21 protein-coding genes are annotated in these 20,920 nt (G+C 55.9%); 7 read left to right on the plus strand and 14 right to left on the minus strand.

The features are described from left to right. On the minus strand, positions 1-930 hold the full coding sequence (locus tag HL45_RS01135; protein ID WP_049969280.1) for a replication factor A: 930 nt from the start codon (positions 928-930) through the stop codon (positions 1-3). 248 nt (positions 931-1,178) lie between these two features. Between HL45_RS01135 and HL45_RS01140 the strand changes: the two genes are divergently transcribed. The 4 genes from HL45_RS01140 (at position 1,179) to HL45_RS01155 (ending at position 3,791) form a co-directional block, all read left to right on the plus strand. Continuing rightward, the gene (locus HL45_RS01140) at positions 1,179-1,490 is read left to right on the plus strand and encodes a DUF7091 family protein (RefSeq protein ID WP_049970040.1); all 312 of its coding nucleotides are present in this window, start codon (positions 1,179-1,181) and stop codon (positions 1,488-1,490) included. A 351-nt stretch (positions 1,491-1,841) separates the two neighbouring features. Next, positions 1,842-2,369 (plus strand): HdeD family acid-resistance protein, encoded by a 528-nt coding sequence (locus tag HL45_RS01145; RefSeq protein WP_049969281.1) that lies wholly within the window; start codon positions 1,842-1,844, stop codon positions 2,367-2,369. A gap of 99 nt (positions 2,370-2,468) precedes the next feature. Next, on the plus strand, positions 2,469-3,458 hold the full coding sequence (locus HL45_RS01150) for a mannose-1-phosphate guanylyltransferase (protein ID WP_049969282.1): 990 nt from the start codon (positions 2,469-2,471) through the stop codon (positions 3,456-3,458). Positions 3,459-3,521: 63 nt separating this feature from the next. Continuing rightward, positions 3,522-3,791, plus strand: coding sequence for a hypothetical protein (locus tag HL45_RS01155; protein ID WP_049969283.1), 270 nt, complete (start codon positions 3,522-3,524; stop codon positions 3,789-3,791). Positions 3,792-3,873: 82 nt separating this feature from the next. Here HL45_RS01155 and HL45_RS01160 read toward each other — a convergent pair whose 3' ends face one another. From HL45_RS01160 to HL45_RS01175, 4 genes are read right to left on the minus strand one after another with little or no spacing between them, the layout of a single operon-like run. Then, positions 3,874-4,563 (minus strand): Dph6-related ATP pyrophosphatase, encoded by a 690-nt coding sequence (locus HL45_RS01160; protein ID WP_049969284.1) that lies wholly within the window; start codon positions 4,561-4,563, stop codon positions 3,874-3,876. Next, complete coding sequence (locus HL45_RS01165) at positions 4,563-5,348, minus strand: SDR family oxidoreductase (RefSeq protein ID WP_049969285.1); 786 nt, start codon at positions 5,346-5,348, stop codon at positions 4,563-4,565. The genes HL45_RS01160 and HL45_RS01165 overlap by 1 nt, the downstream gene beginning before the upstream one ends. Before the next feature lie 22 nt (positions 5,349-5,370). Next, positions 5,371-5,922 carry a Tfx family DNA-binding protein gene (locus HL45_RS01170; protein ID WP_394324784.1) on the minus strand — a complete coding sequence of 184 codons (552 nt, stop codon included), beginning with the start codon at positions 5,920-5,922 and terminating at the stop codon, positions 5,371-5,373. Between the two features lies 1 nt (position 5,923). Continuing rightward, positions 5,924-6,373, minus strand: coding sequence for a TRAM domain-containing protein (locus tag HL45_RS01175; RefSeq protein WP_049969287.1), 450 nt, complete (start codon positions 6,371-6,373; stop codon positions 5,924-5,926). 267 nt (positions 6,374-6,640) lie between these two features. Here HL45_RS01175 and HL45_RS01180 point away from each other — a divergent pair, with 267 nt between their 5' ends. Beyond that, complete coding sequence (locus HL45_RS01180; RefSeq protein ID WP_049969288.1) at positions 6,641-6,820, plus strand: hypothetical protein; 180 nt, start codon at positions 6,641-6,643, stop codon at positions 6,818-6,820. Positions 6,821-6,891: 71 nt separating this feature from the next. Here the strand turns inward: HL45_RS01180 and HL45_RS01185 are convergent, their stop codons facing one another. The 5 genes from HL45_RS01185 to HL45_RS01205 form a co-directional block, all read right to left on the minus strand. Continuing rightward, positions 6,892-7,887, minus strand: a complete 996-nt coding sequence (locus HL45_RS01185; RefSeq protein WP_049969289.1) for a radical SAM protein — start codon at positions 7,885-7,887, stop codon at positions 6,892-6,894. Between the two features lie 79 nt (positions 7,888-7,966). Further along, complete coding sequence (locus HL45_RS01190; protein ID WP_049969290.1) at positions 7,967-8,611, minus strand: dTMP kinase; 645 nt, start codon at positions 8,609-8,611, stop codon at positions 7,967-7,969. Next, positions 8,608-8,907 (minus strand): MazG nucleotide pyrophosphohydrolase domain-containing protein, encoded by a 300-nt coding sequence (locus HL45_RS01195; protein ID WP_049969291.1) that lies wholly within the window; start codon positions 8,905-8,907, stop codon positions 8,608-8,610. Before HL45_RS01195 ends, HL45_RS01190 begins: the two co-directional genes overlap by 4 nt. Next, positions 8,904-10,181 carry a DegT/DnrJ/EryC1/StrS family aminotransferase gene (locus HL45_RS01200; RefSeq protein WP_049969292.1) on the minus strand — a complete coding sequence of 426 codons (1,278 nt, stop codon included), beginning with the start codon at positions 10,179-10,181 and terminating at the stop codon, positions 8,904-8,906. Before HL45_RS01200 ends, HL45_RS01195 begins: the two co-directional genes overlap by 4 nt. Beyond that, entirely contained in the window at positions 10,178-11,176 is a 999-nt protein-coding gene (locus HL45_RS01205; protein ID WP_084156767.1) for a Gfo/Idh/MocA family protein, read from the minus strand. Before HL45_RS01205 ends, HL45_RS01200 begins: the two co-directional genes overlap by 4 nt. Before the next feature lie 256 nt (positions 11,177-11,432). Between HL45_RS01205 and HL45_RS01210 the strand changes: the two genes are divergently transcribed. Beyond that, on the plus strand, positions 11,433-12,617 hold the full coding sequence (locus tag HL45_RS01210; protein ID WP_158413646.1) for an MFS transporter: 1,185 nt from the start codon (positions 11,433-11,435) through the stop codon (positions 12,615-12,617). A gap of 77 nt (positions 12,618-12,694) precedes the next feature. On the opposite strand, the gene HL45_RS01215 is transcribed toward HL45_RS01210, so the two are convergent. Further along, positions 12,695-13,555 (minus strand): alpha/beta hydrolase family protein, encoded by an 861-nt coding sequence (locus HL45_RS01215; protein ID WP_049969295.1) that lies wholly within the window; start codon positions 13,553-13,555, stop codon positions 12,695-12,697. 265 nt (positions 13,556-13,820) lie between these two features. Here HL45_RS01215 and HL45_RS01220 point away from each other — a divergent pair, with 265 nt between their 5' ends. Then, positions 13,821-14,918 carry a DUF373 family protein gene (locus tag HL45_RS01220; protein WP_049969296.1) on the plus strand — a complete coding sequence of 366 codons (1,098 nt, stop codon included), beginning with the start codon at positions 13,821-13,823 and terminating at the stop codon, positions 14,916-14,918. Between the two features lie 41 nt (positions 14,919-14,959). Here the strand turns inward: HL45_RS01220 and HL45_RS01225 are convergent, their stop codons facing one another. The 3 genes from HL45_RS01225 to HL45_RS21045 form a co-directional block, all read right to left on the minus strand. Further along, the gene (locus tag HL45_RS01225) at positions 14,960-20,014 is read right to left on the minus strand and encodes an LAGLIDADG family homing endonuclease (RefSeq protein ID WP_049969297.1); all 5,055 of its coding nucleotides are present in this window, start codon (positions 20,012-20,014) and stop codon (positions 14,960-14,962) included. Position 20,015: 1 nt separating this feature from the next. After that, a complete protein-coding gene (locus HL45_RS01230; RefSeq protein WP_049969298.1) occupies positions 20,016-20,435 on the minus strand; it encodes a PPC domain-containing DNA-binding protein in 420 nt (139 codons plus the stop codon). Between the two features lie 204 nt (positions 20,436-20,639). Further along, entirely contained in the window at positions 20,640-20,813 is a 174-nt protein-coding gene (locus HL45_RS21045; protein ID WP_162833833.1) for a DUF7556 family protein, read from the minus strand. Positions 20,814-20,920 lie beyond the last annotated feature (107 nt).

Below are 20,920 nucleotides of genomic sequence, written 5' to 3' on the forward strand. Positions count from 1 at the left end.
TTACATCGACCTCGCTTTGATTAGCGCCGCTTCTGCATCCACTGGCCCGGACAGTTGTTCGACATCGTTCGCCAACACGTATCGACCCATGGTCGGGCCGGACACGCGGTAGTAGTAGCCGAGCGTTTTTGCGCGCATTTCGTCGGCTACGACGGTGGTGTCGAGTGCGTCCATCGCCATCTGCTTGGCTTCTTCCAGTTCGATGCCGGTCAGGTTCTGGGTCGCCTCCTCGTTGAAGATGACTTCGTGAACGTCCATTCCGTCGTCCACGACGCCTTTGATTCGGAGGTCGAACTCGCCTTCCTGTTCGCCGTGTTCGGAACAGCGTCCGTTCTGCAGGACGCGGGTACAGTCCTCTTTCGGACATCGCTTGATGAGGCCACTGCCGGACTGGATGTCAATCAGTGCGCCCTCGACTTCGGTCGCGTTGTCGCCGACTTCGATGTCGGCGTCGAGTTCCTCGACGTTCGTCGTTCGGTTGAGTTTCACCGAGTATCGACCCTGATACTCGTCGGTGACGACGTTGCCGAGTTGGTAGACCGTGCCTTCTTCGAGTTCGGGGAGGTCGGATTTGGCCCACTTCGTGAACTTGATAGTGCCCGTCTCGTCTCCAAGCAGACCGACTTGGCCAACCGAATCGCTTCGCGGTTCCCAGAGGTCAACGACCTTGGTCGTGAGGTTCACCCACTGCTCGTCGGTTTCGATGTCTTCGACTTGTACGTCGCTGGTTCCGCCAGTTCGGATGTCGTCGCGTTCGAGTCCGGCCTCGTCCAGATAATGGCTGGTGACGCTTCGTCGTGCCTCTTCCATGGGCACCTTGTATTCGTTGACGAGGCTGTCGAGACGCGATGCTACGTCGTCTACAGTTACGTCGAGATGGTCGGAGAACTGTTCGTGTATTTCTTCCGCATGCTGTCGCACATCGGTCATGGTTGTTCCGTCTCCACTTCGTTTTCTATGGGAGACATACGGTGGTTGGTTCGCAATAGTATAAAAGGTTACGTGGAGCCTGAGTGGAAGTGAAAACCGCTGTCTCGGGCGGGTTTGCGGCGTTTCTGTGCAAACTCGGTTCTCCGACTGCCGAACTGTTTACCGGTACGATAGCGCCGATTCGGGCGGACGACTCCGTGAGAACCGCATCGGGGAAACCTTTCATTCCCTCACCACCAACGTGCGGTATGGACGACCGTCTCGAACGCTTCCTTCGTATCAAACTCAGGGAAGTGGGCAAGAAGTATGCCGAAACGCGGGAGTCGGCAGACAAGCAGGTGGAGGAGGCAAAGGAAGCCTACCGGAACGCCCGCGACACCACGCTCGCGGATTTGCCGCAGGACGAACACGGACGGGCGAAAATCGTCTGTCGGCGATACGCCGAACGTCGCGCGGTGCGACTCGATAAGGAAGGTCGTCCGGCCTGTTTCGACGCGGAACATCCGGCCTGTGAGGGGTGTGTGGAGGACATTCGGGAACGAACCATCGAAACGTGGTAACTGCGAAATGAATGACTACTCTTTGACTATTTATTTTAGCGTTCGAACCGAATAGCGGTTCGGCAATCTCAAATCTGGCTTTGCCAACATACTCATCAATTGGACATTCAAAATTTAGGTTCTGTCTGTGTACTGTCGTAGGCTCTCCAATCGGATTTCAAGCAACAGAGCTGTTCTCGACTATGAATTTCTCACAAAGTGGTCTGCTATCCGGAATTTTCTTCAAATAATAGATATAATTTATAATCTTGGCTAGCCTACACGACACTCGGGGACATAACAATGAGTACGAAATCAGAGAGCGGTGTTGACGTGGTATCCAGCACTGCCGAAACATCGTGGCGAGCCTCGATGGGTGCGGGGGCAATCATCGCCGTCGTTGGCGTTCTTGCCATCCTTTCGCCGTTCGTGGCGGGTGTGTCGCTGTCGATTTTACTGGGCGCGCTACTGGTCGTCGGTGCGCTGGTGCACGTCGCACACGCCTTTTCGGGTGGGTGGAAACGGTTCTTCATCCAAGGACTGCTCGCGGTCGTGTACGCCATCGCCGGTATCGCACTGCTGTCGAACCCCGTCATCGGACTGACGACGTTGACCATCCTGCTGGTCGCGTTCCTGCTCGCGGAAGGTATCCTCGAAATCGTGATGGGATTCCAAGCCCGCAGTGAGAAAGGCTGGGCCGCGCTCGTCGTGAGCGGCGTTCTCGCGTTGGCCGTGGCCGGACTCATCTGGGCCGGATTCCCAACCAGCGCGCTCTGGGCAGTCGGACTCCTGTTCGGCGTGAACCTACTCGTCAGCGGCGTCTCGATGATGTTCATGGCACAGGGAAGCAGAACCGAGGCCCGCGAAACCGCTCGCTCGGACACAGCACGCGGTGCCTGAGGAACGAACCACGACAACCACATTCATTTTCGTCCAGTCGATTAGCTGAGCGAGAGCCGGATAGACCGATTTTTGAAACCGCCACTCGTCATTTGTTCCATGACTCGCCCGCTCGTCGCCCTCATCATGGCTGGTGGAACCGGAACGCGATTATATCCCGCGAGCAGAAGCGACCGCCCGAAGCAGTTCCTCTCGCTCCTCGGGGACGATTCCCTACTCGCCGAAACCGTCGAACGCGCCGGGTTCGCCGACGAAATTTTCGTCTGTACCGGGGACGACCACGCCGACCTCGTGCGCGAACACGTCCCTGAAGTCGGCGTGCTGGTCGAACCCGAACCCAAAGACACCGGCCCTGCGCTCGCCTACGCCGCCCACCGAATCCGCGAACAGGTCGGTGACTGCGTTCTGTTGTGCATGCCGAGTGACCACCACATCGCTGGCGATTTCGAAACGACCGCCCGCCGTGCCGCCTCGATTGCAGTGGAAACCGAGGGGGTCGTAACTGTGGGAATCGAACCCACTCGACCCGCGACCGGATACGGCTACATCGAACCCGGAACAGACTACGGAGGCCATTTCTGTGTCGATCAATTCCGCGAAAAACCGGACGCTGAAACCGCAGAGCAGTTCGTGAAGGACGGCTTCTACTGGAACGCAGGACTGTTCGCGTGGACGCCGGAGGCCTTCCTGCGGGAGGCGCGTGATTCCCCGCTTTCTCCTCTCGTCTCGGCACTCGAAGAAGGTAATTTAAAACACGGCTTCGACCGCGTCGAATCCGTGAGCGTCGATTACGCCGTGATGGAGCGTACCGACGAAGCCTCCGTCGTTCCCGCCGATTTCGAGTGGGACGACTTGGGTTCGTGGGATGCACTCGAACGACTCGTTCCCGGCGAAAATACGGTTCTCGGCGACGTGCTGACCATCGACGCAACCGGCAACGTCGTCGCCAGCGACAAACACGTGAGCCTCGTCGGGGTAGACGATTTGGTCGTCACATCGTACGACGACCGCGTCCTCGTCGTCCCGAAGTCCGAGGCTCAGCGCGTGCGCGAAGTAGTCTCGGAACTGCGAACGGAAGACCGATTCTGAGGGCTGTCGCTTACTCTGATTAGCCACCACTTTTCTTACTCTGCCTCTCGTACCTCAGACGCCATGACCGACACGCCAGCCATCCAGTCGGTCGAAACGGAAGACGAATACATTCACGTCCGGTTTCGCAACCCCGACGAGTTCGACACGATTCGGACGCCGGACTGGGCAGAACACGCCGCCCAAGACGTATCTCAGGGTGCAGAGGTCAGAACCGGAAAACGAAAGCAGAACGATGATTGGGTGGTTCAGAGCGTCCTCATCAAAAAGCAAGCAGGAGAGGGCAAAGCCCGCGACGAGGCGAAACAGATACTCGAGAAAATCGAATCCTAAAAAAGAGCGTAGAAGAAGTGGGAAACTTCGCCGAATCGGTGCGATTCGTGTCGATTCGTCCCCACTGCAAGGTCGATTTCCCCTACCACAAATCGCAGTAGTGGAACTTGCCGTCACCCACTTCGCGTGTAACGACCTCGCCGGTTTCGACCGAAACCGGCGCGTCGAAAATCGGGCCATCCCAGACGAACGTGTGGAACTCGCCGTTCTCACCACAAGGGTCAATATTTTCGGGCAAATCCGCGAGAAACGCAGAATCGAGTTCTCTCCCCGCGAACGCCAAATCGAGCAGTGAGCCGTCCACCGCCACGACAGTCGCGCGAAATCCGGCGTCGAGAAACGCCTCGATTTGTTCGTCGGTGTCTCGATTCCAGACCGGCCAATAGCCATCGATATTCGTTTCCGCAAGCTGATTTTCACGGTACTCTCGTATCTCTTCCAAAAACAGGTCTGCGAAGGCAACGCGCTCGATGCCGAGCGATTCGTACTCTGCCATCACGTCGGCCATCCGCGATTCGTACTCTTCGTTCGAACATTCCTGTGGGAGTTCCACGAATCGAATGGGCAGACCGATGCTTTCAGCTTGTTTCTCGTACAATTTCTGGCGCACGCCGTGCATGCTACTGCGCCCGTTTTCCGAAATCGTCGTGAGCAGTTCGGTCACGTCATCGGTTCCGAGTTCGAAGAGGGCGTAGGCGGCGTCTTTCCCGCCGCTCCACGACAGAACCGTCCTCGATTCGGTCGATTCTGCCGATGTGCTTTGCTCTGCCATTAGCTTCTCAGTCTGCCGCCGTCTATCGGAAGGGCGACACCGTTTACGAAACTCGTCCGGTCGCTGGACAAGAACGCGACTGTGTCGCCGAGTTCCATCGGGTCGCCGACGCGGTTCATCGGGATGTCGTTCGCCCAGTCCGCGAGCCCCTCCTCGTAGCTGTCGTACTCCCCGCGTTCGAGCGCGGCCTCTACGAGTTCCTGAATTCGCGGCGTTTCGTGTGCACCCGGTAGAACCGCGTTGACTCGCACGTCGGGGGCGAATTCGCGGGCTTGGGTCTTCATCAGACCGATGACTCCCCGACGAACTGCGTTCGAAAGGACGAGTCCGTCGATTGCTTCCCGAACGCTGGTCGAAGTGATGTTGACGACGGTTCCGGCGTCACTCTCTGCGAGATGCGGATGGGCGCGCTTGGTCAACCAGACTGCGCTCATCACGAGCAAATCGTAGGCGGCGTACCAGTCGCGTTCAGTGGTGTCGAGAAACGGCCCACTCGGCGGCCCACCTGCCGAGGTAACGAGGTGGTCGAGTCCGCCGAACTCCTTCACGGTCGCCTCGACCAGCGTCTCGATTTCGTCCGGGTCGGTGATGTCCGTCGGTACCGAGAGAACGTCGCCGCCGTCTACCGCCTCGATTTTCCGTTTTGCGTCGGCCAATCCGTCCTCACTCCGGGCACAGATGACGACGTTCGCTCCTTCTCGGGCCAATGCTTTCGCACTCGCCAATCCCAGTCCGCTCGAACTCGCCGTTACCAGCGCCGTGTTGCCCTCCAAATCGAGGTTCATACTTCGAACTCCGCGCGAATCGCTAAAACTCCTCGGGGGACGGTTGCCGAACCGTCACTTCGCCGTCGTGTGTCACACCGATGAGCAGGGGCGTGCGAACCGCCCGACCCTCAATGGCGTCACCCGCATCGTCGCTGATCCGTTTCATCAGTTCGGGAGCGGCGTGGTTCACCTTCACACCTGCTTCGTCACAGGCGTCGTAGACTCTCGACGGAACGTCGTAGAGGTCAGTTTCCGGTTCGACTTCGATACGAACCGGTGCCCGAAGTGCTTTTGCGAACGCAACCGTCTCTCGCGCCTTACTGATGTTTTCGCGCGCGCTGGCTTCGACGCTGGAGACGTTCGCCCGCGAGGTACCCAGTCGTCCTGCGATGTCGGCCTGTGCGACCCCACGCTCGCGGAGCACCAACACCTCTGCTTGTCGCTGGGTGAGGACGCTCGTCTCCGCGGAAAATCCCGCTCGGCGAAGAATCTCGTCTACGTCTGCTTCGTCGCTCATATCGCCTTTCCTCCGACTTCTTCCGGCATGTTCGTCCCTACATGCCCGACCCGCAAAGGACTGTCCACTCGGCAGGTTATCCGCCCCAGAAGTTGTCTCGACTTCCGAGGCGCTCACGACGTTTTCGCTTGTTACTGCGAGTCGTCTCGGACGCTTCCGTGTCGTCCTCGCTTTCGTCTTCGTCCTCCGGTTCCATCGGAAGACGCTCGATGGGGTCGGCAATCGCGTGGTTGCCTTTGACGTTCGTGATTTTCACCTTGGCGCGGGCGTCAGGTAGAATGCCATCCACGAGGACGATGAACCCATTGTCGGTTCGACCGACGCCGGAACCGCTCTCGTGGATGTCGTCGATTTCCACGACGACTTCCTCGCCCGGTTGGACGGGTGCGGTTTTCAGCTCGCGGATTGGCTGGTTGTAGTGGTTGCACCACTCCGCGCCGCCGCGGTCGCCGTAGTGGTGACAGCCCATTCCACTGATTCGCTCTTCGAAACTGGGGCAGCTATCTGCCAGTGGACAGTCCGGCATGAGTGAGAATTTTGTGGCACTCGCCTAAACACTTCCGCAACCTTTTCCGTGCTCTCGTTCGCTCCGTTGTCACTCACGAGAACTTCGCTCACGAAGACACGCCTCACTCCCACAGTCGCGTCTTCGACGCTCCTTCGAGGGATTGTCGGCTCGAAAAAATCTTCGGCTTTTCGGTGAGCAGTTCACCGGCGGTCTACTGCTTTGCGTCTACTACGCTTTTCATCAGAATTCGGAAGATAAAAATGTCGGAGATGGGAGTAATACCCGATGAACCGAATCGTCGCTGTCGTCGGCCTGTTCGTGCTGTCCGGCCTGCTCATGGTGATCGGGGTCGGTAGCTTGCTAATCGGGTTCGCGCTCGCACCCGAATTTATCATCTTTGGTGCACTGTTAGCACTGCTTAGCACGATTCTCGGTGCAATCGTCTTCGCGCTGGAAGAGACGTAAACTGAAAACCAACTCAAACACCTCCACCTCACTTCTTTGCCCACTCACTCTTCCGTCGCTCGCGGTGGGGGTTACGCCAACGGCGTCCGTTCCACAACTTGTCCGTCGTAGGTTGGATACTGCTCTACGATTTCGCCTTTGCTCACGTCTCCTTCTTCTATCATCTCTTCTAGCAACCACCACGCAACTTCGATGTGGTCGGATTTGACGGTGTAGAACTCTTCCGGAACACCGAGTTCCGCAAATCGCTCTTCCGCGGCCCACGTCTTGCCGTAAATGAGCGTGCCGTCGTCGGTCACGTCGTCGAACTCCCGGCGAATCTGGCGGGCCATGCGTTTCAGGCGATTCCGGTGCTGGGCGGCATCCTTGAACACCGAGGTGCAGAAGTAAACGCGCTCGTGGTTGCCCATCACGTCCAGAATTTCTTCCTTTGAGCCATCGACGGCGGACATGTGGCCCTCTTGGAGTTCGTACCCTTCTTCTTGCATTCTACGGTAGTTCCCCTGACTCATCTCGAACTCGTTGACGTTACAAAACTCCGCCGCGTCTTCGTCCAAAAATTCGAGGAACTCCTCTTCGGCGCGAATGCCCGGAATCTCGAACGAGGGTGTGATGCCCTCTTCGCGGGCGATGTAGAGAATTTCTTCCCACTCGGTTCCGTGCATGTCGCCCCAGAGTTCGTAGGGCGGATGGAATCGAATCTCGTCCAGTCCCGCGTCCGCGAGTCGGCGCATGTTCTCACGGCCGCCCGTGATTCCGGTGTAGAGATGCGTGTGGTGGTCGTCGCCGAACTCGTCTTTCAACATCGAGATGTAGCGACAGGTCTTCGCCATCGCCTCTTGCGGTTCGCCGCCCGTGATGGACGTGCCGAGGGCGTCCATCCGCTTTGCCTCGGTGATGATGTCCTCGTCGTTCTCGATTTTTCGCTCGTTGGCGTACACGTCGGTGACGTTCTTCCGGTTCTCTCCGAGCGGGCAGTAAAAGCAGTCACGCTGGTCGCAGTACCCGTAAACGAAGAGCACCATCTTACCCCCCATGGCGCACTGTTCACAGCCCTTGGAAATCATTGGTTATTCCCGTTTTACCCGTGGAGCCTCAAAAAGCGTGCGAATTAGGCCCTGTTCGAACACCAACAGCACAGGTGTGTTAACTACTTTCCCGGATGTGCTCTCGAATAAGTGCCGCCAATTCGCGTGTCGAATGTTCTACTGTACCATCATTTTCGTACGTCACGATTCGCTCGCTGTGAACCGCTACCTGCCGACGATATCGCTGTTCTCGCCCGCTAAGAAGGCGCTCATCTACCGACTCGATGTCGTCTCCACGTTCCCGTAACCGACGCAGTTGTTGCTCGCGCGGAACGGTGAGATACACTGTCAAATCGGGCACGATGGGCGTTAGTGTCTCAACCGAATCTATGTATGCCTGCGCCGAATCGCCGAAATCGTACTGTTTCTGGATAATCGGCGGTTCACAAGCTTGTAACGTTTCGAGATATCTATCTTTAAGAACCGTTTTACCCTCCGCGAGTAACGGTCTTATTTCATTTTCTATCTGATAGAAATGGTCTGCGACAATCGTCGAAACGACGGTCAGCGCGTTTTTCTCAACCTCAAAATATTGGTCTTCGGTCAGTAACCGACGCAGTTCGTCGCCGAGCGGACTGCGAGAGAACTCTCCGACTGTGGCAACGTTCGACCCGAACTCCGATTCGAGTCGAGAAATCAGGGTAGACTTACCGGTTCCGTCCGTCCCTTCGAACGTCACGAGCGTTCCTCGTTTCTCTGTCATTCTCCGGAGCCGACACTACCGCTCTCGCCGAGACGCGCTCGATATTTTTCCAGGCTCGTTTCCAGTGCTTCGTCGGGGTCGATACCAACTTCGTGTGCGAACGAAAGCAAGCAGTAGTACACATCACCGAACTCGTCCACCATTTCGTCGGTCAATTCGAACTCCGACTCACCGTACTCCTGTGTCACAAGCACGGTTTTCGAAAGCTCGCCGGTTTCCGAAACGAGGTCTAACATTCGCAGTTCTGGGTCGAGGTGCAGATCAAGCTCCTCGTTTAGTTCTCCAACCTCGGTCATCTTTTTTCCCAGTTCTCAGCTACCTTTCGGAAGCCGTCGATGTACTCGTCTACGAGGTCGAACCCTTTCCCGTGGAAGGTCGGGAGACTAAGACGTGGTCGATAATACTGTTCCGCACGCGGCAGATCGCCGTCCTCGTAGATGTGTTTTAGGCTCTTCCATCGCTCGTTGTCGTGATGACGACCGAAGTAACCGTCATCGTACGTTTGGAAGAACTCCAGCGTGTGAAGTGGTTTCGACCCTGGCTTTTTTACTTTCATTCCTTCGGACTGTAGCGCATCGATATACTCGTGAACGGAGATGTCGTCGTTGAAGTCCTCCGAAACAAAAGCGGGTTTGTAGCCGTAGTATGCTCCCCGATGGACATTGTCGTGTGTGGTTGGTGGCTCGATGCCGGGAACGTCTTCGAGCTTTTCGGTGAGGTAGTCGAGTTTTTGGTTTCGCTCTTCGATCCATTCGTCGAGGTAGTCGAACTGTTTGTCAGCCATCACAACGCCGAGCGGATGGGCGCGATAGTTCTGACCGTATCCGACATCGGTAAACTGCTCGTAATAATCGGTTTCGACGGCGTCGAACGAGCGATTACGGAAGTGACCGAGCATCGTCGCCCGTTCGTACATCTCTTCATTATTCGTCATCATTATCCCACATTCACCGCCGCTGACGAGCTTGGTCGAACCGAGGCTGAAACAAGAAACATCGCCGAAAGTACCGACGAGCTGACCGTTGTACGTCGCCCCGTGTGCGTGCGAGCAGTCCTCGATGACCGCAAGGTCGTGCTCTTCGGCAATTTCGAGAATCGAATCCATATCGACCGGGTGTCCCCACATATGCGTGACGACGATAGCTTCTGTTCGGTCGCTCACCTGTTCTCTGACCGATTCCGGGTCGATGTTACCGGTATCGGTCTTCGCGTCCGCGAGCACCGGGTAGCCACGTTGCTGGAAAATCGGCATGACCGTCGCCAGAAACGTGTACGTCGGGGCAATGACTTCGTCGCCGGGTTCGAGTCCGACCGCGAAAAATGCCGAATTGAGGGCACTCGTGCCTGAACTTTGGACGACGGCGTACTCCATGTCGTGGTAATCGAGAAAACGATTCTCGAAGTTTTGGAGGAGTTCCGAATGTCCGTAAATGGCTTTTTGACCTCCTGATTCTAAATAGTCTCTGACGGCTTCGATTTCCTCATCAATAGTGTTCGGGAGTTCGTCGTGGGGCTTCGGTGTCCGTACAGCGCTCTCTCCGCCATTGATTGCGAGCTTTTGGTTCGTCATTTTATATCACACTCATCGTATATCTCTTGAGTTATTTCAATTGATTTCGTCCATTGTCTTATATTCACTGGAACACTATCGTCACTAGTCAGCGTCGAGAGAAACAGGTCGGTTGGTCCCAAATACTCCCTACTCATCAGTTCGACATCCTGTCCCTCGGCGTCTTCGTCGTACAGTTTGACTCCTTCTTTCGTGATTTCAAATGATGCCTCTGACCCCGATACGTAGAACCTCTCGATAGACGGTTTTCCATACGCATGTAAGGAGAGACTGTACGGAATTTCGTCCCCGAGAACACCAACGATGTCGGCGTACACCTCCATATTCGCGCCTTTTCGAGATGCGAGTACTCCTTCGCTATCGTTCGGCGAGCGTTCGGTAAGCCAGAGAATGAGGTCTAACATGTGGTTCCCGATGTCGAACAGTTGTCCACCACCGGAGACGGCTTCTACCGCGCGCCATTCGTCTCGATATGGTGATTCGGTGTGCTTCACTCGGGTTGCCGTAATGCTCTCTATCTCTCCTATCGTTCCCGTCTCGATGAGACGCTTTGCAGTATAATACCGCGGCTTGTACCGTTTCTGATAGCTAACACGCAACGACGCATCGGATTTTTCGAGTGCTTGTTCGATGCGTTCTGTCTCCTCTATTGAAACGGCGAGTGGCTTTTCGACCAGTACGTCTGTGTCGTGTTCGAGCGCGATTAGGATTTGTTCGAAGTGGTACTTGTGGGGTGTCGCAATGATAACTCCGTCAAGTGCACTGTAGTCGATGCTAGACGCAATATCGTAAAACGCAGTTTCCTCGGCAAGTACGCCAGAATTTGCAGCCAATTCTCGTGAAATGTCCCGAGCGTCCGGGTCGATATCACATATCGCAGACAGCTTTGCATCCACAGACGATTCTTCTATGTATCTAATATGCTTTTTTCCTGCATATCCTCCCCCAATTAGCCCAATATGAACTTCTTTTATTCTATCTACACTCTTACTCATGTATTAAACAATAAGATACTGTCTAATATATTCTTTTGATTTGTATCCTACATAATTGGATTCCCTCTCCATGCATATTATTTTTGCTCCTTAAACAATCAGAAAGTATTTTTACCACCGTTTGTATATCAATTGTATACATAATACCGGAATCTAAAAGACACTAAATTAATATATTTATAGTATCATGTCAAGTTTGCCATCGAAAACCATCTTCAAGTACTACTGCTATAAAGCAACGACCTCCCCCGGATTTATGTGGCCAGTTTATACGCTATTTCTACTGTTACGTGGGTTGTCGTTTACGCAAATCGGAATTACTGGAACCGCGACAGCACTTGCTGCAATCATTGGTGAGATTCCAACGGGGTACGTCGGTGACCGTATCGGTCGCCGAAACAGCCTCATCATCAGCCAGTTGCTGTTCGCGTCTGTTCCCGCGGGACTTGTGATTTCACACAGCTTTCCTGCATTTCTTCTCGTCTTTTCCCTACTCGGAATTGCAGAAACGTTCCAAACGGGGAGTGGTGACGCTTGGCTGTACGACACACTGGACGATAAGGAGAAAACGGAACTCTTCACTCACATTCGTGGGCGCGGTGGTGCAATTCGAAAATGGGTCGGCGCAGGGACGATGATAGCCGGCGGAGTTCTCTACACGGTTGAGCCGACCTATCCGTTCATCGCCGCAACGATTCTTAGCACCTTCGGCGCAGTCGTCTTGGTGACGCTGCCGAAGAGTTCGAACTATGCCAGTGATGAGGATACCGCGGCATTTCGGACAGTTGATGCGTTCGTCGCGGTTCGAAAGCAACTCTCTCAACCACCTCTTCGTTCGTTTGTCATCTATATCAGCCTTCTATTTGCAGTTATTCGCGCATCGGAGGAGTTTATTCAGCCGATTACCGCTAACGCTATTGACGGCTATCTAACTTCGAACGTGTTCTTCGGATACATGCTTCCAGAAGAGGTCGCCCTCGGTGTGATGTATGCCGCGTTTACCGTCGTATCCGCCGTAGCAAGCGACTACGCGAGTAACGCTCGCCAACTCTTGGGCCTTCGCCGAGTCGTCCTTGCTGTTCCGATAGTCACCTCTCTCCTCATGCTTTTCCCAATAATCGTTCCCGTGTTCGTCGTTCCAGTGTTTTTCGTTATGCAGTCGGCGAAGTCGCTAATGAGGCCGATAACGAATCAGTACATCAACGACAATGCTCAATCCTTCGGCCGTGCAACGGTACTGAGCGCGGTCAGTATGGTTTACGCACTCATGACGATTCCGTTCATGCTTCTGGGTGGTGTTGCGGCTGATACATGGGAACCTGTCGTTGCAGTAACTGCGATAGGTGTTCTGTTTCTGGCCGCTGCAGCACTGTCTTACGTGTGGGAATCGCCTATCTCTAAATCCACGACTGACACATCTGTGGATAAATCTACGAACTGAGTTTCGACTAACTGCCCCGAATCGGCCGTCGAATATTTTGTTCCGTACTTCTGCTTGGCGCAGTAGAATACCGAACATCACCGTCCACAGACTGTCCCGAGGAAATGAAATACGAGATTCATCATGTGGTCGCCCGCTCTCCCATCTTCGAAGACTGCTTGTCCATGGGCCGACCCGGATAATTTCTCAAGTCGTTTCTGACCGGATGCATTCTCGTGCATCTGCTCCGTTGCCTGGACGAACCGGTCGTTATCGTTTTGACTCACGACGAATAACGACCAACCCTGAATCTCGGCGGCATCTGCTGGCCCCTCAGCGGAGAGAATCAAATTGCCGTCGATAGTTCCTGACTTGGCCCGTGCATTCGTTTTGACGACCGCATCCGCTCCTGTGCCCGCTCCGAACAGCACGACTTTGGTTACGCCTGCGCGCTCACGGAGGTATCGAATTGCGGCGAGAAGATACTCCGACGTCGTGCTTCGGTCGTCAAAATTCAGATCCACGGAGAGACAAGCGTACCCCTTGTTTGCCACCGTTTCCATCTGCGGACGCCAGTCTCGTCGATTGAATTTATCACCGTGAGCGAAAACGACACCACACGACCCATCGCCGAGAAGTGTTCCTTGTACCGTCGTACCCTTGCTGGTCGTAAACTGCACGTCTCCACCACCTTCCTGTGGTTCTGTTCCGCCCGTCGTCTCCTCGGTCGTTTCGTCGGTAGTTTTGCCAGTCGTCTCATCCGCGGTTTCATCCCCACCACTCGTCGTGCTACTTCCCGTCGTAGAACCTGTTCCTGCTGTCGTCGCATCTGTGATTCCCTGCCCGGTTGTTCCAGTGGCCGTTTCGTCGTCGCTGTCCGACGAACAACCAGCGAGGCTAACCACCGTGGCGGTTCCGACCGCTTGAAGAACGCGGCGCCGTGTTGGTGTTTGCGTCATGGTCGGGGAACTTGCGCATATCTCTATTATTATAAGCAACCTAATGTCGCGTGAACAACTCTCTCTGTATCGTTCATCACGCTTTGGCTTCGTTTACGGTTGTTTTTGTTCGCTCGCGGTTCGTTGTCACTCACCGCTCGTTGTTTCGAGCCAGACCACTTGCCTCGTTTTCCGCAGTTCGTTGTCACTCACCGCTCGATTTGCGAAATGTCTCCACCTCGTTTCTCCCGAAAACAGTTAAACGTCCCCCGCGTACCTGCGAACAATGCTGTTGGTGCTGTGTGTTGACCTCGACGACGACCTCGGCCGAAAGACCGACTTCGAAACTCCGGTTATCGGTCGAGACAACGTCGAGGCCGCCGCGGTCGCGCTCGCAACCGCAGACCCCGAGGATAGCGACGTGAACGTCATGTTCGAGGGCGTCCATCTGTACGACCGCATCGACGCGGACGAGAGCGTCGAAGTCGCGGTCGTCACCGGAAACGAAGGAAGTGACATCAGCGCAAACCGGGAAGTCGGCGAGGAAGTGGACACCGTCCTTGCAAGCATCAGCACGAGCGAGGAGATTACCACCGTCATCGTCACCGACGGCGCGCAGGACGAAAGTGTCGTCCCGGTCATCCGCTCTCGGATTCCCGTCGATGGCGTCCGCCGCGTCGTCGTCCGACAGGCGCAGGATTTGGAGTCGATGTACTACACCATCAAACAGGTGTTGAACGACCCCGAAACGCGCGGAACGCTCCTCGTGCCGCTCGGCATCCTCCTGCTTATCTACCCGCTCGCGCTTCTCGCAGACCGGATCGGAATGCCGGGTGCGGTTCTCGGCGGCACCTCCGCACTGCTTGGATTATACATTCTGTTTCGCGGACTCGGACTGGAGCGCTCGGTTGACCACGTCGCAGAAAAGACCCGGAACAGCCTGTATTCCGGCCGAGTGACGCTCATCACCTACGTCGTGGCCGCGGCTCTGCTCGTCGTTGGCGGCGTCAGCGGCGTCGAAACCCTCGAAATGGTGCGCGCCGAGCGTGGCGGTGCCGACCTCGGCGCGCTTCGGGTACTCGCCTCCCTCGTTTACGGCGCAGTCGTGTGGTTTTCCGCGGCGGGAATCACCTCCAGCCTCGGCCAAATCACCGACGAATACCTCGACGACGAGTTCGAATGGCGCTACCTGAATGCGCCCTTCTACGTCCTCTCCATCGGTGGGGTGCTGTACGCCGTCAGTGCCTACTTCCTCAGCCGAGTTTCGCTTGAGTTCCTCGCTGGAATGCTGACCGCGGGAACCCTGCTCGGACTCACCAGTACGCTCATCTTCGCCATCGCAGAGTCGCGGTACTCTCGCTCCGGTCGGGCGCGGGTGAGTTAAACCGTAAAACTTCCCACTCGCTCCTTCGTCGCTCGCGGAAATCACATAAAGTCCGCAATTCCGGACTGCTTGTTCTTGTCGTTTTCAAACACGCTCTCCAGTGACCTATCCAGAATTTGAAGTCGCTGTTTCGTGTACTCCCGACAGTCGTACTCGTCGGCCACCTGAATTGCGGTGTCCATGTACTTGTTCACCGACCCCTGATGCACCGTCAGGTTCACCCGGCCACCGCACTCCCGGCAGTCACCCGAAAGGGGCATCCTGCGGTATTTCACGCCGCAGTCCAGACACCGGGTTTCCTGCCGCGAGAAGGCGCGAAGGTTTCCGATGAGGTCTGGGAGGAAGTGCCCCTCGATGACGCGCTCCGCCACGTCGGTTTGGTCTACCGCTCGCGTTTTTCTGGCCAGTTCCAACTGCGCGTTCATCTTGTCCATCATCGACCCGAGGGTTTTGTAGGCCGAAAGGTCGGGGCCGAGTGCGATGTTCGAGGTGTCGTGGGTGTGCCGGAAGTTGGTGTACTCCTCGTCGGTGCCGAGGTAGTCCTCCGCGATGGTGATGTCCACGTCCTCCGGGTCGGCCATCTCCAGCGTGGCTTCGTAGAACTCCCGTGAGTATTGCTCCACGATGTCCATGTTGTGCGCCTCGTCGTCGATTTCCGAGGGGTCGATACGCGAGGACATCACCAGCGGGGCGTCCATCTGGCCGCCCCGCTTGTCCGGCAGGAACTCCTTCGAGAAGTTGAGCAGGCCGTCCATGAGGAGCATTACGCAGTCTTCGTCGCCGTCGCACTGACCGACGTAGAGGTCGTTTGCGACGAGTGTGTGGGTGTCCGAGACTGTGACTGAATAGGTTTGCTCGGTATTGCTTTCGACAATCTCTACTGATTCCACCTCGTCAAGCCAAAGGTCACCACCATCTCCGAAAAGACGCTGAGTTCTGACTGCAATCGAGTCAATCGCATTCTCCAATGTTTTTGCTTTTCTATCGAGGTCAAATCCGATTTTATCCGCAAACCGAACTGCGTTTTCGGACGTTATTTTGAGAACCCACGATTCAAACTCGGGAACTGGATCATCACCGTAGAACTCGGCAACTGCTCCGGTCGATGGCCGACGAATTTCAGTGTAGAGTTTACTCGTAATTCCGAACCGCTTCAACGCCGCGACGAGGTCATTCTTCAATTCGTCACTTACCGTGTGCGCTCGAATATCGACTCTGTCACTCGCGGTACTCCCATCTCCACTGAAGTATCCACGTAGATATTCTCGGAGAATTTGTTGTGGTGAGTTGAGGATACTTTGTGGAACTCGTTTTTCCGCCGCAGTCGAACCAGCATTTAGAATTTCACTGAAGAGAAGCGTAACGAGACGACTTGATGTCGTGACTTTCCACTCACTTTCCTCATACGGGGTCACTGAAAGATTAACTTCCAGTGTTTTGATGATGTGTTGTCGAGGCTTCTCATCAGGAATACAAATGGTGGTTTGATAGAACTCTCCTTCTTTAGACCGAGTGAATCCCTCAGCAGTGTAGTACCCCAAGACTCGTGCCATGTCTTCATCGACCCTCAGCTTCCGATTGACAGATGCAGTGTCTCGGCAAACGCCAAGTACAATATTGTCTGGAAGGTGGCCGATTAGTTGCTCTTTTCCAAATAACTCCACCAAAACAGATGCAGGAATGCTGTCTCGGTTCACCCAGTTATATACCGAAGATTGGCTTTTTCCAAGTTTCTCACCTACTGGTTTCAGATACCCTTGCTGGTTGGTTGCCGAGTCCAAGAGTGATTTGATTCGGTCTTCTCCTAGTCCACGAATCATCAACTCGTCGTTGGAGAGTGAATCTAATTGTAGGAACTCTTCTAAAAGGTCAAACTCTGCAATGTCTCCCTCAAACTCGATTTCTTTTGGGGTCGGTATTTCGTCGCCAGTCTCGGTTTCTCGCGCTTCTATCTCTTCTATCCCGTCCGGCGTCCACCGTCTCATCGAGTGGTCGGGTGTCACAGTTATTTCCCGCCCACTCTGCGTCTCTATTTCGACCAGATGCTCCGGCGCAGGATGCTTCGAAACTGCTTCGATTGGTTTCCGAACAACGTTTCCATTTTCGTCCACCGACGGAACCAGAATCTCACAATCTAATTCTTCTACCAATGCACCGAAATCGTCCTCTTTCGGATTCTCCAGTCGTTCTTCGACCAACCGCTGAATCTCGTCGTATCGCCACGTCTCACCCTCGTCCCGATACCAAACCTTGGTTTCCGGATGGAAACAGTTCCGCCGCTTCGCCGCGTGAAAATACGGATGCGCATACCCAACCGCAGCACTCGTGAACCCGATAATCCGCCCGACAACTGCGGCAGAGGTGTGCGGGGCCATCCCGAAGACGAGTTCGCCGACAAGTTCCTCGCGTTCGTCCATCTCGTAGAACGGGTCGAGTCCGTAATAGTCGGTGAGCAGGTTGTCCACGAAATCGGCGGTTTTGAGCAGGTGTTCCGCCGCGCCGTCGGAGAGGACGATGTCCTGCACCCGTAGTTCCACGAGTTGGTCGTCGTGCCGGAACGGTTCGCCATGAATGTCCTCGTCGTAGCCCAGTGCGCGGAGTTGGTCGGCGCTCACGTCCAGTTCGGATGGACGAACCGCGGTCACGGGCAGGTCGGTCATGTCGTAGCGAATCGTCCCGTCCTTGAACGCGCTGACGCCGTGTTTCGCGCGAAGGATTCCCTTTTCGATTGGTTCGGGCGTCTTGTGCGCCGAGGTCAATCCTTTGATGCCTTTCAGCGTGTCGAAGACGTTTTCGCGCTCGCCGACCGATTCGAGCGCGCCTCTGTATTCGTCGTTCAAGTTGACGGTCTGTGGTTCGACGCTCGTTGCGAGGATTTCACAGCGTGGACACTCCGCGCGCCCGGACTGGTCTGGTTCGACCGTCGTGCCACAGTCGGGACATTCGTAATCCGGGTAGGTGTTGCCGCCGCAGTCCGGGCAGTTACATTTGAACGTGAGATTTCCGCAGTCCTCACACTCCCTGCGACCGATTCGAAGTTCCGCTTGTCCGCGCACACCCGACATGCCTTCCGTATGCTTCGCGGCCTTCGCCACGTCGCGTTGGTCGCCGCCTGCTTCGCCGAGCGGGAACAGCGTGTGAACTGCCGGACTGAGTTCGCGTTTTTCCGACTTTTCGGGCCGTCCCATTCGGTTCCCGATTCGCGTCGGCGCGCGTTCTCGGACTGTGAACGGCGCGACTTCGTTTACAGCTTTGATTGCATTTGTACCGCCATTTTCGTCGGCAGCTTCGCCGTCCTCGCCTTCTGTTTTCCCCCATTCGCGCGCTTTCCGGGACAGGTCGTCAGTGTCTTCCCACTCCCTGCTTAGGTCGTCATCGAACCCGAGAGAGCGAACGAACGGTTTCCACGTGGCAATCTCGATTTCTTCTCCCTGCCAGTGCTGAACGAGAAGGTGTTCGAGCGCGACTCGAACAGCGTCCGAGTTCTCGACATGGAGTCGTCCGTCCCGAATTTCTCCTGCTTCCACAGCATCCGCAAGCAGGCCGAACTCGGCCACCGAAATATCGTGCCAGAGGTGGGTACAACTCGGATGCAGTGGTGCATCGTACTCGACTGCCCAGTCGAGCGCCTCCTCGACGGTCGGATTTTTGAGGTCGATGTGCGGGTTGTCGCGCATGGCCTGCACGTCTGCCCCCGAATGTTCGAAGTCCTGCACCCACCATTCGAACGTGTAGGAAGCGGGTGCGAGCGGATGGTTGTTCTCCACGAATTCGCCGTAGTTGACGAGGTATTCACCGAGGTCGAGAATCCGCTTGACGCCGTTTCTCACCTCTATGGCTTCCTCGATGTCGTCGATTCGCCGAACGTCCCCGTTTGCGAGTCGCACCGTCGGCCCTTCGATAGTGTCCACCGGGATGACGCCTGCCGCCTTCCCGGGGCGCTCGGTTTTGATTTGCGTTCCTGTTGCGAGAAAGTCGTCCACGAGGTGCATCGTCGCAGGATGGACGCCCGCGGTTGCGAACCCGTGGTTCCGTGCTCTCCCGTATCTGAGACGGAATCCGCCCGCTTCGCTCGGGTGGGTAAACACGGGCCTCCCGGCGATGAGGTCGCGGAGGAACTTCGTCGCAGGTTCGACGCGTAGTGGGCCATCGGGTTCGTCGTCGGCCTCTGCTTTCCCATCCGACTCGTCTTCTCCCTCGTCGCCACTTTCGGAATCGTCGGCTTCCGCCGTCGATTCCTCGTTTTCGTCGTCCTTACCGATGGTGCCGTCGATGAGGTCTTGTAGCCACGGCCAGTCGATTTCGTCCAGATTTCGCGTGTATCGCTGAATCTTGGGCGCTTTGAGTGCAATCCCCTCCGCGAGAACCAGACACATCCCACCGCGGGCGCTGTTGGTATCGACGCGCTCCAAGTCACGAAAGCCGGAAACTTCCTCGTCGCCAGTCGCTTCGCCGTCCAGCATGACGGGGATGTTTTCCGCGATGAATTTCGATTCCTTGTCCTTCGGCGAGTACTGCAATCCGGTTTCGGAATCGTAGAGGTTGATTTCTTCGGCGTATCGCTCTATTTCGTCGTCTCTAGCTTTGAACTCGTCCAAGCCGATGAGCGCGCGGGTGTAGTCTGCGACGAGCACCGACAGCGCTTGTGCAGTCCCACCCGCGGAGCGAATCGGCCCGGCGTAGTAGACGTTGACGAACTCGGTGCCGTCGTCGTTCGTGAGGATTTCCACGCGGTCGATTCCCTCGATTGGTGCGGCGACCACACCTTCTGTCAGAAGGGCGACTGCGGTTCTGACCGCACCTTCGACCTTGCCGTCACGGGTGTCGTAATCTCCGACGTTCCCCTCCGCGAAGTCTTCCGCCAGTTCGAGTGCGGCCTCCTCACGGGACATCTGCCCTTCGAGTTCTCGGACGCGCTCTGCAACACCTTCGATGCCGAGGATGTTCTCGACACGGTCGGCCATGTCTTTGGCGACCGGAATCTCGACTTCCGGTTGCGGGTCGCCGCTGTTTTCGCGGGCGGCCTCGGCGACGTCGAACGCTTCGTCCAACTGCGACTCCAGTCGCTCGAAATACTGCCGGTCTTCTTCTCGCATGTTAGAGCCAGAGGTCTAACTCGGTCGCCTCGTCGTGTTCCCGAACCAGCGACTCCTCGAACGTTCGCATGTACAACTCTCCCGCAAACACGGTTGCCGAATCGAGGTGCCCCGCGATTGCTTGGCCCGATCGACGTGAAAGAACGACGTGCGTGTGTGCGAACGGTTCCCCATCGAGGAGCGAGACGTTGCCGACGCAGGAGGCAACTTCGAGCGGTTCGTCGAAACTCACTTCTCGATACTCCTTTTCGTCTTGGTCGTAAAACCATACGTCCGCGTCCTGTACCGCGCCCATGGCGACGAACCACGCGGAATCGACATCCTCGTCTTCTGCCAGCGATTCGATTTCGGCGCGCCAATCCGCGCCATGTCCGAGCCGGGCGACAAACTCCTGTTTCCCGGTGACCTCCCGATAGTTCATGTCTGCATGGAACCGCACCGAGGGCAAAAAAGGTTCAGTATTGCGTTGTTTCCCCGCTATCGTGTTCGTCAAGGTGAACGTTCTCTGGATGGCTTCCATTTCCAGTCACAATCCAAACAGGAATGCGTGGTCACTTCTCGAACGGGAAAGAAAACAAAATGCGTTGTGGGGGGCTGTTCGGAGAACGAAACGAGTTATCGGGGACTATCGCCAGTCCGGTAGCGAGGTTGTGTCTTCTACGCGCATGGAAATCCATGCACCCTCGCATGAGATGTCTGCGATGACGAGTCGCTTCGTGTTCCCGTCATCGTCCACCGAGGCCATGACCTCGGAGTCATCTGCAACCGACACCGACACTGCTGCCGTATCCGGCGTCATACTTTGAGAAAGTGTACCAAAGGATATAAGCACACCGAAACGCTGGCACTCAGTCTAGCTACTGACAGCATTCTGTCTCAAAAATGGACAAAAACGGAAGAAACCAC

This window comes from Haladaptatus cibarius D43, assembly GCF_000710615.1.
Classification (GTDB): Archaea; Halobacteriota; Halobacteria; order Halobacteriales; family Haladaptataceae; genus Haladaptatus; species Haladaptatus cibarius.